The following is a 15,574-nucleotide window of genomic DNA, read 5'->3' on the forward strand; positions in this document are numbered from 1 at the left end:
GGTCATGAAATGGGAGGATATCTGTGCAAGACAAGCGTGAAGTGAAAGCAACGGCGATTTTGCCCGAGGACAGCCATTCTGCGATCTTGATCGGTCGCGTATGGTCGAAAGCCGAAAACGGCCCTTGTCCAGTACTGGTGAAAAACGGTCACGTGCACGATATATCCAGCTTGTCCGCTACAGTTTCGGGTCTTCTGGAGCACAACTCACTGTTACGCGAGTTAGAAAGCACAGAAAACTTCACCAATCTCGGCTCTCTGGATGATTTTCTTTCCGGTGATCGCGGAGAGCTGCTTGCTCCCATCGATCTGCAGTCGATCAAAGCAGCCGGTGTCACCTTTGCAGACAGCATGCTTGAACGCGTGATCGAAGAACAGGCAAAAGGCGACCCCTCCCGCGCCCGTGAAATTCGCGAACGTCTGGCCCCTGTCATTGGCGACAATTTGAGAGGCGTCGCAGCTGGTTCCGAAAAGGCGGCGGAGGTTAAAGCACTCCTTCAAGAAATGGGGCTCTGGTCACAATATCTGGAAGTGGGTATTGGCCCTGATGCAGAGATTTTCACCAAGTCCCAGCCGATGTCCGCCGTCGGGTGCGGCGCAACTGTCGGCATTCTACCGATTTCACAATGGAACAACCCGGAACCGGAAGTGGTTTTGATCGTCGCTTCTGATGGACGCATTGTTGGAGCAACTCTGGGCAACGATGTCAATCTCAGGGACGTCGAAGGGCGTTCGGCTCTTTTGCTCGGCAAAGCCAAGGATAACAATGCTTCTTGTGCTATCGGTCCCTTTATTCGCCTGTTCGATGGCGAATTCACCATGGATGTGTTGCGCAAGCTCAAGCTGTCGCTGACTGTTCACGGAGCTGACGGTTTCGAGATGACCGGCGAAAGCCCGATGGAAGCGATTAGTCGCGATCCTGAAAATCTTGCATCGCAGATGATGAACCGCAATCATCAATACCCAGACGGCGCCGTGTTGTTCCTTGGCACGATGTTCGCACCTGTCAAGGACCGTCGCGGTGCCGGACAAGGTTTCACACATGAAGTCGGCGACCGTGTGGAGATATCAACTCCCAAGCTCGGTCGCCTCGTCAATTGGGTCGACAGGACCGACAAATGTCCCGAATGGACATTCGGCATAAGGGCGCTGATCCGAAACCTGGAAGCGCGCAATCTGCTCGATAAAATTTGAGGATGGATATATGACGAAAGCCATAGATTTCTTCTACAAGATACTTGGCGCAATTCTCGTCTTCCTCCTTGCCGGCATGGCCTTTATGGTCTTCGTCAATGTGATTTTGCGCTACGCCGCAAATTCAGGACTGACCGTATCGGAAGAACTTGCGCGTTATTTCTTCGTCTGGGTATCGTTTCTCGGAGCCGTTCTTACTTTTCGCGAGAACAGCCATTTGGGCATCGAGACGCTCGTTGCCCGCTTCGGGCGGCAGGGTCGCATTACTTGCATGGCGATCAGCTATCTGATCGTCGCACTGTGTTCGGGAATTTTCTTCTGGGGCACATGGAAACAATTCGACATCAACGCCAGCATGGTTGCACCCGTCACCGGGCTCTCGATGATCTGGGTTTACGGCGTCGGACTATTCACCGGCGGCGCAATGTTCATCATCGCGGCCGAGCGTTTCCTGCGCGCTGTCACCGGTCGCTTGACCGATGAGGAAATTGCCACCTTTGCGGGCGAACATTCGCTCGACCATCTGATGGAGTAAACGACATGACGCTTGTAGTATTTGTCGGCTCACTCCTCAGCGCTATGGCCATTGGTGTTCCGATCGCCTTCTCACTTATGTTCTGCGGTGTCATTCTCATGTTGTACATGGGGATGTTCAACACGCAGATCATAGCGCAGAACATGATTGCTGGTGTTGACTCCTTCACCCTTCTGGCAATTCCGTTCTTCATTCTGGCTGGTGAACTAATGAATTCGGGCGGCTTGTCCCGTCGCATCATTGATTTCGCCATAGCTTGCGTTGGCCATATTCGAGGCGGTCTCGGTGTCGTTGCCATTCTTGCGGCCATCATCATGGCCAGCGTATCGGGTTCAGCTGCTGCAGATACTGCAGCGCTTGCAACGATCCTCGTCCCCATGATGGCGAAAGCGGGCTATAACATCCCGCGCTCTGCCGGACTGATGGCTGCCGGCGGCATTATCGCACCTGTTATCCCGCCATCTATGGCTATGATCGTATTCGGCGTTGCCGCCAATGTATCCATAACGCAGCTTTTCATGGCTGGCATTGTGCCGGGTCTGATGATGGGTATCGCCCTGCTCTTCACGTGGCAGATCGTCGTCAGAAAAGACAATCTCAAAGTGCTTCCCAAGCAATCAGGCAAAGATCGGCTACAAGCAACCGGACGCGCACTGTGGGCGCTGGGCATGCCAATCATCATCCTAGGTGGCATACGTATGGGCGTCATGACACCGACTGAAGCAGCCGTGGTAGCGGCAGCCTATGCCCTCTTTGTCGGTATGTTCGTCTACCGCGAGCTGAGATTTGTCGATCTTTACGGCGTCTTCCTGCGAGCAGCCAAGACAACATCCATCATCATGTTTCTCGTCGCTTCGGCGCTGGTTTCGTCATGGCTGATAACGGCCGCAAACATTCCGGCAGAAATCAGCGGCTATATTGCACCGTTAATCGACAGCCCAAAACTGTTGATGCTTGCGATCATGATCCTGGTGTTGATTGTTGGAACGGCATTGGATCTCACGCCGACAATTCTCATCCTGACGCCAGTTCTGATGCCCATCGTGAAGCAGGCGGGTATTGATCCGGCTTATTTCGGTGTCCTGTTCATCATGAACAATAGTATCGGACTTATCACACCCCCAGTGGGCGTCGTGCTAAATGTCGTGAGCGGCGTCTCAAAGGTTCCGCTAGGAAAAGTGGTCGCAGGCGTAAATCCGTTCCTGATTTCGCAGGTGATCGTATTGTTGCTGCTGGTTCTGTTCCCAAGCCTCGTGTTGGTACCCATGAACTGGCTTCATTAGGTTTAACATCAACTCTGGGAGGAGAGTTCAATGAGAAAACTGATTATGCTGGTAACGACCGCCCTTATGGCGGGAGCGCTAACCGTTCCTGCATTTGCAGAGTTTCAGGATCGCAATATCCGCGTTTCGAACGGTATTAACGAGGATCACCCTGTCGGCAATGGCATCAAGGCAATGAATGAATGTCTTGCTGAAAAGTCCGGCGGCAAGATGAAGATAACCGCGTTCTGGGGCGGTGCACTCGGAGGTGATTTGCAGGCCACACAGGCACTGCGTTCCGGTGTGCAGGAAGGCGTCGTCACGTCGTCATCGCCGCTCGTTGGCATCGTTCCTGCACTTGGTGTCTTCGATCTGCCATTTCTCTTCGCAAATGATAAAGAAGCAGACGCCGTCGTCGATGGCCCCTTCGGCAAGATGATGGACGAAAAGCTTGCGGCTGTTGGCCTCGTCAATCTGGCCTATTGGGAAAATGGCTTCCGAAATCTTTCAAACTCAAAACACGCGGTTAACAAGTGGGAAGATTTCAGCGGCATGAAAGTCCGCGTGATGCAGAACAACATCTTCCTCGACACATTCCAGAACTTTGGTGCCAACGCTACTCCGATGGCTTTCGGTGAAATTTTCTCGGCGCTGGAAACAAAGGCTATCGATGCACAGGAAAACCCTTACGTCACAATCGATACGTCCAAGTTCTACGAAGTGCAGAAATACGTAACGGAAACGAAACATGCCTATACACCGTTTCTGTTCCTTTACTCCAAGCCGATCTTCGACACGTACTCACCGGAAGAACAGGCCGCCTTGCGTGAGTGTGCCGTAGTCGGTCGCGACATTGAACGCAAAGTCATTCGCGAACTGAACCAGAAGTCGCTCGAGAAGATCAAGGAAGCGGGCCTGGAAGTAAACACACTGTCACCGGAAGAGCATGCTCGCATGCTTGAAAAGTCCCAGCCGATCTACGCCAAATATAAGTCTCAGATCGGGGATGACATTATCGACGCAGTGCAAAAGCAGCTTGGTGAAATCCGCAAATAGTAAAAGCCTGAACCAAAAGAACAGGCCACGCTCTTTGCGCGGCCTGTTTCATTTCATTCAGGCTGCTTTCAGGCGGTTGTTGACGCGTTCAGCCAACTTGCGAGCACGTGCAAGACTGTCGGCTTGTTCGGTACTGAAACGATCTTCTCCGATTTCCATGATCAGGAATGTATCGGGCAGGAAAGTCAGTTCGTCGAAAATTTCTTCCCACGGAATGTCTCCCCATCCGATCGGCAAGTGCAGATCGCCGATACCGAGTGCTGTCGCCTCGGCAGGATGATAAAACTTGGTCATTGTATAAGGACGACCAAAACTATCGTGAACGTGCAGATGTCCGGTCACAGGAGCCATAGCGCGAATTTGCGAACGCCAGTCAAGCCCCAGACGTGTGCATTCAATATAGGCATGGCTGAAATCGATCAAACCGCAAACGGCAGAATGATTGACCGCAACTACTGTTTCGGCAACCTGAGCCGGTGTCTGGCGATATTCAGCATCGCTCATCGCGAAAATATTCTCCAGCGCGATCCGGACGCCATAAGTTTTCGCAAGCTCCGCCAATTCTGCGAGCGCGTCCCGTTCCATCTTGTCGAGGTCGGGAATACGAGAAAGTGCAGGCATCGGAGCATGGCCGGAGTGATGAACCAGAATTTCCGCTCCGACGCGGTCACAGAGTTCCAGCATCGCCCGAACAACCGCCTTTTGATAATCCAGATGCTCTCGATCCATGAAGTTGGAAACAATTTGTCCGTGAACGCTGTAGCGCGTGTCGAACTGTCTGGTGATATCGACGAGACGATCCACGCGATGCGGAATGAGACGACCGCCTGAGATTATTTCTTCGCCATATAGCGACAATTCGACAGCTTCCGAACCCAGTTCGACGATATTGCGGATTGCGCCCTCAAGCGTGCTGAAATTACCGTCACCCGTAGGGGTGCAGAAGCCAATCGCTGATATTGTATGGTCAGAGGTCATGATGCTCGTCCTGTCAGACATGAAAAATGCGCGAGCCGAATATCCGACATCGCGCATCCCCTCTGGCATGTGCCTATTTCAGGCGTATGACCATATGAAACGATTTCTCCTCAATTGAGAGGAATAGCGTTTCCATCTTTGCTTGCCTGATAAGTGCCGGACAATTCGTCATACTTGGCGAAAATAGCATCGAGCCTTTTGCCGAGACGATGACGGTCAGCGTCTGGTAGCGACGCAACCATCTTCGGAATCGAATGACTGTGCCAGAAGGCATTATCGCGGTTATACCCACCCGGCTCCAGCGTGAAGACTTCCTTGAGGATCTTCAAATCGTGAGGGATCGAGAAAGCATCTCGTGAATCCTCATGGCTGAACAGGTAGTAAAAATTGTCGAAACCGCTCCAGGTAATGGCCGAAAGGCACATGGAGCAAGGTTCATGAGTGGAAAGAAAGACCATGTCTTTCGTATCCGGACGCCCATTCTCCGGCATTTCGTAGAAACGCTTCAAAGTGTGCACTTCACCGTGCCAGAGCGGGTTTTCAGTCTCGTTGTTGGTTTCCGCAAGAACAAGGGATAGATCTGATTTGCGCAACAAAGCTGCGCCGAAAACCTTGTTGCCTTCCGCAACGCCTCGTTCGGTCAGCGGAATGACATCCTGCTCGATAACGTCGATCAGTTTTTCAAGCAGTTTCAGTTCATCCGTTTGCACGGTTCTATTCCTCCCGATGTTGCAGAAAAGCGCCGGACCGTTTCGGTCCGACGCATCTATTGTTACTCCGCAAAGAATGCGAAGCGGATGACGAAGAGTGCAGCAACCAACCAGGTAGCAAGATGCACATCACGTGCCTTGCCGGTGAAGGCCTTGAGCACGACGTAGCTGATGAAGCCAAAGGCGAGACCGTTCGCAATCGAATAGGTGAACGGGATAGCCAAAGCCGTCAGCGCAGCAGGTGCGGCTTCCGTTACGTCGTGCCATTCGATCTCGGTCAGTTCACGCATCATCAAGCAAGCGACGTAGATCAGAGCCGGTGCCGTAGCATAGGCCGGAACCGAACCGGCGAGCGGCGAAATGAACAAGGCAGCAAGGAACAGGAGTGCAACAACCAGAGCCGTCAGACCTGTGCGGCCGCCAGCCTGAACGCCAGACGCGCTTTCAACATAGGCCGTCGTAGAAGACGTACCGAGAAGCGAGCCACCAAGGATTGCCGTGCTATCGGCAAAAAGGGCGCGTCCGAGACGGTTTGGTTTACCCGGTTCGATCAGACCACCACGCTTTGCCACACCGATCAGCGTGCCAGTGGCGTCAAAAACTTCAACCAGTACGAAAACCAGAATGACGTGCAGAATGCCGGTATGCAGAGCGCCCATCACATCAAGCTGAAGGAACGTTGGCCCCAGGCTCGGAGGAGCCGAGAAAACGCCGCCGAACTGGCTGATACCGAGAGCAATCGATGCGACGGTGACGACAAGAATACCGATGAGGATCGCACCGCGAACTTTCAGGGCATCTAACACCGCGATGATGAAGAAACCGGCAATCGCCAGCAGCGGGCCAGCTTTCGTCAGATCCCCCAGACCGACCAAAGTTGCCTGGTTGCCAACAACAACACCAGCGCTTTTGAGACCGATCAGGGCCAGGAACATACCGATACCCGCAGCAATCGCGCTACGCAGCGAATGCGGAATGCCTTCGACCAACCAGCGGCGTACACCCGTCACCGTCAAGATCAGGAAGATGATGCCGGAAATGAAAACGGCACCAAGCGCCTGCTGCCAGGAAAAACCCATCGCCCCGACTACGGTGAAGGCGAAGAAGGCGTTAAGCCCCATGCCGGGCGCCATGCCGATAGGCCAGTTCGCAACGAGCGCCATGATGATCGAGCCAAGAGCTGCCGCAAGGCAGGTGGCAACGAAAACAGCGTTTCGGTCCATACCCGTAGTGGACAGAATGTCCGGGTTCACGAAGATGATGTAAGACATCGTCAGGAAGGTCGTCACGCCGGCAATGATTTCCGTTCTCGCCGTAGTGCCGTGTTCCTGTAATTTGAACAGCTTTTCGAGCATCGTCCCTCCAAGGCAAGCGCCCGTCAATTGGCGCCCCAGTTCGCGTAAAATCACGACGCGCAACCTGTTGCGCTTCGTAAAGAGCCGAGCTGAGGCAACCTATGCGATTGCCATAATGTTAGTTGCCGCTGCAGATTTGCAGTCGGACAAGTTCCCCATACACCCATCACGGACAAAAGCACAGTTCTGCCGCGTGAATGCCAGTTTGTTGACATGATTTAGTGTGGACTGAGATTTCACCACGCGCCAGTCACTCATTTGCCGGGAAATATTTGAAACAGATTCAAAAAAGACAACTTGCGAGAGGGGCGCGATTATTTCTAACTAACTGATTGAAATGGGCTTTGTAAGAGCAAAGCCGTGCCATACATGCCAAGAGCAAAAAACGTATGTGCAATAAGATTGAGCAAACGTACATTACGCGCATTCGGCAATTTTGAAGCCGCCCAACCGATTCCCAAACCGGGTTGCAACAAAAACCACCCTGCCGATACTGTCAGTATACCGAAAATCCAAACCGGCAAAAAAACCGGGTCGGAAAACCATTCCGCGCCACCATAAATGGCAAAGATGACACCGTAAAGAATACCGACCGCATAATGCCCAATCCAGCCAAGTGCTACTTCATGCTTATAGGGCTTGGCATCAGAAATATTATCGTGGAAAATTTGCCCGTGGCGGAGATGCCAGAACCAGCGACCGACCAGCCCCCAATTTGGGCGCCTCTGCCCCGGTATTGCGGCCAGTATCAGCGCCCACAAGTCCATTACGACGGTTGCGCCAATTCCAATCAGAATCCCGCGCCAGATAATATCCATGCTGTATCTGCCTTTGCGTCATCGGGCGGCCAGATAAGCCTGACACCGCCCGATGCGCAAGAGCTAGATTGCGTGCACTCCTGCATTCCACGCAATACTGACTGGCAATAATTTAGAACAATAAACGCAACACCAACCGGCAATAGACATTGCTATGAAATATGAGGCGATGAAGTTTAGCAAACAAACCGCAGTTTAAAACGGAAACGCCGTATCTTCATCGCCTGCCCCCGCAAATACAAGCTGGCGGAAAATTGCGTTGGCAACAACAGCGATCTGTCCCAAAATGGTATGGATTATGTCTCATTAGCGATAAACAGCTGAATAATGAGCGGGCAAGAAACTAAAGCTGTAACGACTGGGAAAGCGGCATCGCGCAGTCAGAACCACAGACCTTCAGGTCAAGAAACTATTTAAGGGGCAACGCATAAAACAAAAGCGCCGGGACTGGAGACCGACGCTTTGTTACTTTATTCGATTTTCACTTATGGGGCGATCTTTCGAGAGAAACGCCATAAGCTATTACTTACCGAAAACGGCGCTGTGAATCTGCGAACGCGAAACACCGATATCGGCAAGAAGATGGTCGTCCATTGCACCGAGCTCACGGATAGCGCGGCGGCGGGACACGAACTGCTGTACTTTCTGACGAATGTTCATTTGCTTTCTCCTCGTTTGGATGATTATCAAATAGGCGTTTGCCCAAATTTCCACCACGGATATGATTGCAAATGAGGCATGCGTTTTTGCTTGAGCTCAAAACCTTGAAAAGGTCGAATTTACTTCTTTTCCAAGCAATGGCCCACTTATAGTCTTAAATGCGAATTTTCAGAAAAGCCTTTTGCCAATAAGCTTCTAATCGATTAAGGGAGCGGCAGGAACGAACTCCTCCCCCGTTTCTTTCGGACATTGACATGCTTTACGGTATTTTTCTCGCGTTTGCGTCCTATGCGGCATTCGCTGTAAGCGACGCCTGCGTCAAGTTTCTTGATGGCACGCTGTCACCTTACGAAGTGGCATTCTTCGGCGCTGTACTTGGTCTGCTGGCTATTCCATTTACAAAGAAAGCTGACGATGTCTGGCTCGATATGTTTCGCACCACCAATATCAAAATGTGGCTATTGCGAACCGTAACGGCGGCTATGGGAACAATAGGAAGCGTTACGGCATTCACACATCTCTCTATGGCGGAAGCCTTCGCGCTCATTTTCCTTCTCCCGGCCTACGTGACTATACTTTCAGTAGTATTCTTGAAGGAACAGGTTGGCTGGCGGCGATGGTCAGCGGTTCTGATCGGCTTTATCGGCGTTCTGATTGTGCTTCGCCCGGGGTTCAGGGAGCTCTCGATCGGCCACCTAGGCGCACTGGCGGCTGGCATGGGCGGTGCGATGAGCATCATCATCTTCCGCGTCATGGGTAAACATGAAAAGCGCATATCGCTTTATACAAGCGGACTTGTCGGCCCGATCATCATCTGCGGGTTTTTGATGGTCCCGTCCTACGAGCCGCCAAATACCGAGCAATGGGTTTATCTCGCAGGCTATGGCCTTCTCGCCGCGCTAGCCAATATCCTGCTGATGCTTGCAGCCCAACGTGCGCCAGCAAGTGCAATTGCGTCCCCACAGTATAGCCAGATGATATGGGCGATCCTTTTCGGATATTTTGTTTTCCACGATCACATAGATATGCCCATGCTGATCGGCATCGTTCTCATTACCATTTCCGGTCTCTTCACCTTTATCCGCGAAAGACAACGCGGTGTTGAGGGGCCTCCGGCTGTCGTCACATCGGAACCAACCCCCGCGCTTGTTGAAGACAAGGCCGAACAATCTTGAAAGCGAGCAGTGACAAGTTCGCGCTTGTCTCCGGCGTTGCCTGCTCCTACGATATAGGTAGCCTGTCCACGGTTGATGAAATAACGCTTCAAACAGAAGTGCTTAGGACGTTAACCTGATTCAACCATATCAAGACGCTTTGAGCATTTTTTCGATAACGATTTGTGTTTGACAGCGCTCTGACGCGGGCAGAAGCACGAGAAATATATTGTCAAAGGACTAGGGAAATGACCGATAAACGCGCGATGTGGACCTATTACAAGGGCGAATGGCGTGAAGGCGATGTTCGCATTCTCGGTGCAGCCTCACAAGCGACTTGGCTTGGTTCGCTGGTATTTGATGGCGCACGCCTCTTTGAAGGCGTAACACCAGACCTTGACCGCCATTCTACCCGCGCTAATGATTCAGCCCGTGTTTTGGGATTAGAACCGACACTTTCCGCCAATGACATCGAGACGCTTGCGCGTGAGGGCCTGAAAAAGTTCACGCCTGGAACAGACGTTTATATCCGCCCCATGTACTGGGCAGAAGAAGGTGACGCCAGCGCAGTCGCTCCGCTCGCATCGTCAACGGATTTTGCACTCTGCCTTGAAGCGATCCCCATGGTCGAGCCGAAGGGTTTCACGGTCACCACGACATCGTTCCGTCGGCCATATCTGGAAGTCATGCCGGTCAATGCCAAGGCCGCCTGCCTTTATCCGAACAACGCGCGCATGCTGCGCGAGGCAAAGGCAAAAGGCTTTCACAATGCGCTGGTGACCGACGTGCTTGGCAACGTTGCGGAGACAGCAACCTCAAACGTCTTCATGGTACGTGGTGGCGAGGTTTTCACACCAGCGCCCAATGGTACATTCCTCAACGGCATTACTCGCCAGCGCGTAATCGGGCTTTTGCGCACAGCAGGCGTCACCGTCCATGAAACCACTTTGAAGATCGAAGATTTCCGCGAAGCGGACGAAATCTTCTCGACAGGCAATATGAGCAAAGTTGTGCCAATTGTCGGTTTTGATGATCGCAAACTTGAATATGGACCACTGACGAAGCGGGCGCGTGCGCTTTACTGGGAATGGGCCCACGCCTGACATCCAATCACAACATCTCCGGCCCAACGCCGGAGACGTTTTCTCCCCCCCACCGCAAAGCTGCCCTAACACATGCTCGAACACACGCCTCTTTTTCTCGCAATCGCAGTCATTGCGGCATTTCTTGTCGGGCTTTCGAAAGGTGGCTTGCCGTCCGTCGGTACGCTCGCGGTTCCTTTGATGGCGCTGGTCATATCGCCGGTCACCGCCGCCGCGCTTTTGCTTCCGATCTATGTCATCAGCGACATGTTTGGCCTATATCTTTATCGCCATCACTTCTCAGCACGCAATCTTGCAATCCTGACCCCAGCAGCAATTCTCGGCGTTGGCGTTGGTTGGATGTTTAGCGCCCATCTTTCTCCTACCTTCATCGGAATGCTGGTCGGCTTGGTCGGCATCCTTTTCTGCTTCAATGCTTGGTTCGGGGCGCGTTACCGCAAAAGCGCACGAAAGGCGGATGTTCCTGGCGGCGTCTTTTGGGGCGCTCTCACAGGTCTGACCAGCTTTGTCTCTCATTCCGGGGCGCCACCGTTCCAGATGTACGTGCTGCCGCAGCATCTTCCAAAACTCGTCTTCGCCGGTACCTCGACTATTCTTTTTGCCATCGTCAACGCCGCAAAACTCGTTCCCTACTGGCAGTTGCAGCAGTTCTCCAATCTCGATACCTCGCTCGGCCTTTGGTTGGTCCCAGCGGCAGTCATTGGCACCTTCGTCGGTGCCAAACTAACCCGGATAATGCCCGACGGTCCATTTTTCCTGTTCGTGCAGCTGACCTTGTTTGGACTTTCCATCAAGCTGATTGCCGACTGGATCGTGCCTTATTTCTTCGGTTGAATACACCCGACGACCGCTTGCAACACATCATCCCTTCAGTCACGATGCGCTCATCGAGCGCCTTTTGGGAGAGAGGAAGCGGGGATGGAGAATGCGGATGCAATCATCATCGGTGCCGGATTAGCTGGGCTTGTTGCCGCTCATGAGCTGGCTCTCGCGGGTCGCAACGTCATTCTTCTCGAACAGGAAGGTGACAATTCCATTGGTGGACAAGCGTTCTGGTCACTCGGCGGATTATTTATGGTCGACAGCCCGGAACAGCGTCGCCTTGGCATCAAGGACAATATCGACCTCGCGCGGCAGGACTGGTTCGGATCGGCACAATTTGATCGACCGGAAGATCGTTGGCCGAAACGCTGGGCCGAGTCCTATCTGGAGTTTGCCGCAGGAGAAATGCGCCCGTGGCTGCATGGTCTCGGCATGCGCTGGTTTCCTGTTGTTGGCTGGGCGGAGCGTGGCGGAGCAAAAGCCGATGGTCACGGCAATTCAGTGCCACGCTTTCATGTTACCTGGGGAACAGGACCTGCTGTCGTAGCACCATTTGAACGATCGCTCCGTGCAGCAATCAGCAAAGGGCTCATAACCCTAAAATGCCGTCATAGAGCCAATAGCATCGCCACTACCGGCGGGCGCGTCAGTGGTGTCTATGGAGAGGTGCTGGTGCCATCGACTGTCGAGCGCGGGCAATCTTCGTCACGCGACACCATTGGCGAATTTGCCTATTTTGCTGACTGTGTAATCGTCACATCTGGCGGCATAGGCGGTGACCCCGACAAGGTTCGAAGGGCATGGCCACGCGACAGACTCGGCATTCCCCCGAAAGAAATGGTATTGGGAGTACCAGCTCATGTTGATGGACGCGGCATAGATATTGCCGTGGCTGCGGGCGGGCATGTCATCAATACTGATCGCATGTGGCACTATACGGAAGGCGTGCGAAACTGGAACCCGATCTGGCCGAACCATGGCATTCGCATTCTGCCGGGGCCTTCTTCCATTTGGTTCGACGCTAAGGGCAATCGTCTTCCCGCTCCCTATCTTCCTGGCTTCGACACTCTTGGCACGCTCAAACATATTCTTTCGACCGGCTACGACTATTCGTGGTTCATCCTGACCGAAAAAATCATCCGCAAAGAGTTCTCTCTGTCCGGATCGGAACAAAATCCGGACCTCACGGGCAAAAACTGGAAGCTTTTGCTTAAAAGTCGCCTCGGTAAAGCGCCACCGCCGCCGGTCCAAGCCTTTCTCGATAACGGAGCAGATTTCATCACAGCCGGAACACTGGATGAGCTCATTGCAAAAATGAACGGTTTGACGGGAGAGAAACTTCTGAAGCCTGACCATATCCGTGATCAAATCGAAGCGCGAGATCGCGAGATCGTCAACCGCTACTCCAAGGATGCACAGGTGATGGCGGTCCAAAATGCCCGAGCCTATATCGGTGATCGTCTCACGCGCGCCGTGCCGCTGCATTCTCTGCTGGAACCCTCCAACGGTCCGCTTATTGCCGTCAAACTTCATATTCTGACACGCAAGACACTTGGCGGTTTACATACCGACATGGACGCCCAAGTTCTCAATGCGGCAGGAGAAAAGGTGCCCGGTCTATACGCTGCAGGCGAAGCTGCAGGCTTCGGCGGTGGCGGTTATCATGGGTACAATGCACTTGAAGGCACATTCCTCGGCGGCTGCATCTTTTCCGGACGAACGGCCGGTCGTGCAGCTGCCGCGGCAACATCGCTCTAATGAAAGACAAGACGGCAACATCGGCCTTTATCGACCGCATTCCATATATGAGTTTTTTATTTTTTGAAGCAGCGCTCGCTCTCGAAACCCTATGCAATGCGGCAACATAATGTCCCTGTAAGAAACAGGGAGCCCTTTCGGGCAATTCAGGCATGACTATGGATTTCGCCGTCCTTTCAATCGGCATCGGCTTCTTCGCGCTGCTGTTCGGCTATCTGCGCATCTGCGAAAGGCTTTGAGGCGGCGCTATGATGATCGAATACGTCGCTGGCGCCTTGGTTGCAGCTTTTATAGCCGCTTATCTCCTTTACGCGCTCATACGACCGGAGCGGTTCTAGGCCGATCTCCGGCCAAGCCCGCGTAACCGGCAGCCTTTCAGGCCTCGGAAAAGACCATGACAATCAATGGATGGATTCAGATCCTCGTTTTTTGCGGGATCATCATTTTGCTCGTCAAACCGCTCGGCGGCTACATGACGCGCGTTTTCGGCGGTGAACGGACGCTCCTTTCACCTGTACTCGTTCCGGTCGAGCGGGGGCTTTACCGCCTCGCAGGCACAACCGAACGAGAAGAACAGCACTGGACAATCTATGCTGCTTCCCTGCTATTGTTCAATCTGGCCGGCTTTTTGCTGCTTTACATGCTGCAACGGTTTCAGGGCTCCCTGCCCTTCAACCCGATGGGTATGAGCAACGTCCCCGCGGATCTGGCCTTCAACACCACTGCCAGTTTTGTTACCAATACCAACTGGCAGAACTATGGTGGCGAAAGCACCATGTCCTACCTGACGCAAATGGCAGGACTGACGGTACAGAACTTCGTCTCGGCTGCTACTGGCGTTGCCATCGCCATTGCACTCATTCGTGCATTCTCGCGCAAATCCATGACGACGCTCGGAAATTTCTGGGTCGATCTTACACGATGCACACTCTACGTCCTTTTGCCCTTGTGCATTATCCTTACCTTGGCTTTCGTCAGCCTCGGTGTGCCGCAAACGATTGGTGCTTATGCCGAAGCAACAACGCTGGAAGGCGCGAGACAGGTGATCGCGCTTGGGCCGGTTGCCTCGCAGCTCGCCATCAAGATGCTCGGCACCAATGGCGGCGGTTTCTTCAATGCCAATTCCGCGCATCCTTTTGAAAACCCGGATGCCATCTCCAACATGATCCAGATGGTTGCGATCTTCGCAATCGGAGCTTCGCTCACCAACGTCTTCGGGCGAATGGTCGGCAACGAACGTCAGGGTTGGGCAATCTTTGCTGCGATGGGCATATTGTTCGTCGCAGGCGTTGCAATCTGCTACTGGGCAGAAGCTGCCGGTAATCCCCTCATCCATGCACTCGGTGTTGATGGTGGCAACATGGAAGGCAAGGAGACACGTTTCGGCATCGCAATGTCCGCGCTCTTCGCCGTTGTTACCACCGCTGCATCATGCGGTGCCGTGATCGCCATGCATGACAGCATGATGGCACTGGGCGGAATGATCCCCATGATCAACATGATGCTGGGCGAGATCATCATCGGCGGCGTAGGTGCAGGCTTCTACGGTATCGTCCTGTTTGTTGTCGTTGCCATTTTCGTGGCCGGGTTGATGGTTGGACGCACTCCCGAATATCTGGGCAAGAAGATCGAAGCCAAGGAAGTGAAAATGGCGATGCTCGCCGTTCTCTGCCTTCCGTTATCAATTCTGGGTTTTACCGCCATAGCGTCCGTTATTCCAACAGGGCTGGCATCGATCGCCAATCCCGGACCACATGGTTTCTCGGAAATTCTCTATGCCTATACTTCAGGCACAGCGAATAATGGTTCGGCCTTTGGCGGCCTCTCCGGCAATACGCCCTGGTATAACATCACCATCGGACTTGCCATGCTGATGGGCCGGTTTCTCGTGATCCTGCCTGCCATGGCGATCGCCGGTTCACTTGTCGCCAAGAAAGCTGCACCGCAATCTGCAGGCACCTTCCCGACGACAGGGCCGCTTTTCGTCGGCTTGCTGATCGGTGTCATTCTTGTGGTTGGAGGACTGATCTTCTTCCCGGCGCTGGCGCTTGGCCCCATTGCCGAACACCTCGCAATGATCAAGGGGCAGATGTTTTGATGCTCAAACCCTCAAGCTGCATTCTCTCGATCCTTTTGGCAATGACCGCCCTCCTTCTCGCGGTTCAGCTTG

15 protein-coding genes are annotated in these 15,574 nt (G+C 53.3%); 10 read left to right on the plus strand and 5 right to left on the minus strand.

The window, feature by feature from the left end; all coding sequences use genetic code 11:
- The first annotated feature begins 23 nt into the window (after positions 1-23).
- The 4 genes from AAE521_RS01435 to AAE521_RS01450 are packed head-to-tail and all read left to right on the plus strand — an operon-like array spanning position 24 to position 4,046.
- Complete coding sequence (locus tag AAE521_RS01435; RefSeq protein ID WP_342060314.1) at positions 24-1,193, plus strand: fumarylacetoacetate hydrolase family protein; 1,170 nt, start codon at positions 24-26, stop codon at positions 1,191-1,193.
- 10 nt (positions 1,194-1,203) lie between these two features.
- Positions 1,204-1,728 carry a TRAP transporter small permease gene (locus tag AAE521_RS01440; protein ID WP_342060315.1) on the plus strand — a complete coding sequence of 175 codons (525 nt, stop codon included), beginning with the start codon at positions 1,204-1,206 and terminating at the stop codon, positions 1,726-1,728.
- Between the two features lie 5 nt (positions 1,729-1,733).
- The gene (locus AAE521_RS01445) at positions 1,734-3,011 is read left to right on the plus strand and encodes a TRAP transporter large permease (RefSeq protein WP_342060316.1); all 1,278 of its coding nucleotides are present in this window, start codon (positions 1,734-1,736) and stop codon (positions 3,009-3,011) included.
- Between the two features lie 30 nt (positions 3,012-3,041).
- The gene (locus AAE521_RS01450) at positions 3,042-4,046 is read left to right on the plus strand and encodes a TRAP transporter substrate-binding protein (RefSeq protein WP_342060317.1); all 1,005 of its coding nucleotides are present in this window, start codon (positions 3,042-3,044) and stop codon (positions 4,044-4,046) included.
- Positions 4,047-4,103: 57 nt separating this feature from the next.
- On the opposite strand, the gene AAE521_RS01455 is transcribed toward AAE521_RS01450, so the two are convergent.
- From AAE521_RS01455 to AAE521_RS01475, 5 genes are all read right to left on the minus strand, one after another.
- Entirely contained in the window at positions 4,104-5,024 is a 921-nt protein-coding gene (locus AAE521_RS01455; protein WP_342060318.1) for a sugar phosphate isomerase/epimerase family protein, read from the minus strand.
- Between the two features lie 110 nt (positions 5,025-5,134).
- The gene (locus tag AAE521_RS01460) at positions 5,135-5,734 is read right to left on the minus strand and encodes a nucleoside deaminase (RefSeq protein WP_342060319.1); all 600 of its coding nucleotides are present in this window, start codon (positions 5,732-5,734) and stop codon (positions 5,135-5,137) included.
- A 62-nt stretch (positions 5,735-5,796) separates the two neighbouring features.
- A complete protein-coding gene (locus AAE521_RS01465; protein WP_342060320.1) occupies positions 5,797-7,089 on the minus strand; it encodes an NCS2 family permease in 1,293 nt (430 codons plus the stop codon).
- Positions 7,090-7,409: 320 nt separating this feature from the next.
- Positions 7,410-7,907: a DUF2938 domain-containing protein gene (locus AAE521_RS01470; protein ID WP_012093138.1), complete on the minus strand. Its 498-nt coding sequence runs from the start codon at positions 7,905-7,907 to the stop codon at positions 7,410-7,412.
- Between the two features lie 522 nt (positions 7,908-8,429).
- Positions 8,430-8,567 (minus strand): DUF1127 domain-containing protein, encoded by a 138-nt coding sequence (locus AAE521_RS01475; protein ID WP_010658957.1) that lies wholly within the window; start codon positions 8,565-8,567, stop codon positions 8,430-8,432.
- 254 nt (positions 8,568-8,821) lie between these two features.
- Here AAE521_RS01475 and AAE521_RS01480 point away from each other — a divergent pair, with 254 nt between their 5' ends.
- The 6 genes from AAE521_RS01480 to kdpA all read left to right on the plus strand — a co-directional run bounded on the left by AAE521_RS01480 (position 8,822) and on the right by kdpA (position 15,502).
- On the plus strand, positions 8,822-9,742 hold the full coding sequence (locus tag AAE521_RS01480; RefSeq protein ID WP_029927194.1) for a DMT family transporter: 921 nt from the start codon (positions 8,822-8,824) through the stop codon (positions 9,740-9,742).
- 227 nt (positions 9,743-9,969) lie between these two features.
- Entirely contained in the window at positions 9,970-10,824 is an 855-nt protein-coding gene (locus AAE521_RS01485; protein WP_071632182.1) for a branched-chain amino acid aminotransferase, read from the plus strand.
- 72 nt (positions 10,825-10,896) lie between these two features.
- On the plus strand, positions 10,897-11,658 hold the full coding sequence (locus AAE521_RS01490; protein WP_342060321.1) for a sulfite exporter TauE/SafE family protein: 762 nt from the start codon (positions 10,897-10,899) through the stop codon (positions 11,656-11,658).
- 84 nt (positions 11,659-11,742) lie between these two features.
- Positions 11,743-13,404, plus strand: coding sequence for an FAD-binding dehydrogenase (locus AAE521_RS01495; protein WP_342060322.1), 1,662 nt, complete (start codon positions 11,743-11,745; stop codon positions 13,402-13,404).
- Positions 13,405-13,655: 251 nt separating this feature from the next.
- A complete protein-coding gene (gene kdpF, locus AAE521_RS01500) occupies positions 13,656-13,742 on the plus strand; it encodes a K(+)-transporting ATPase subunit F (RefSeq protein ID WP_226622622.1) in 87 nt (28 codons plus the stop codon).
- Between the two features lie 56 nt (positions 13,743-13,798).
- Positions 13,799-15,502, plus strand: coding sequence for a potassium-transporting ATPase subunit KdpA (gene kdpA / locus AAE521_RS01505; protein WP_342060323.1), 1,704 nt, complete (start codon positions 13,799-13,801; stop codon positions 15,500-15,502).
- The last annotated feature ends 72 nt before the right edge of the window (positions 15,503-15,574 follow it).

It is taken from the genome of Brucella cytisi, assembly GCF_038433355.1.
GTDB classification, from domain to species: Bacteria; Pseudomonadota; Alphaproteobacteria; order Rhizobiales; family Rhizobiaceae; genus Brucella; species Brucella cytisi.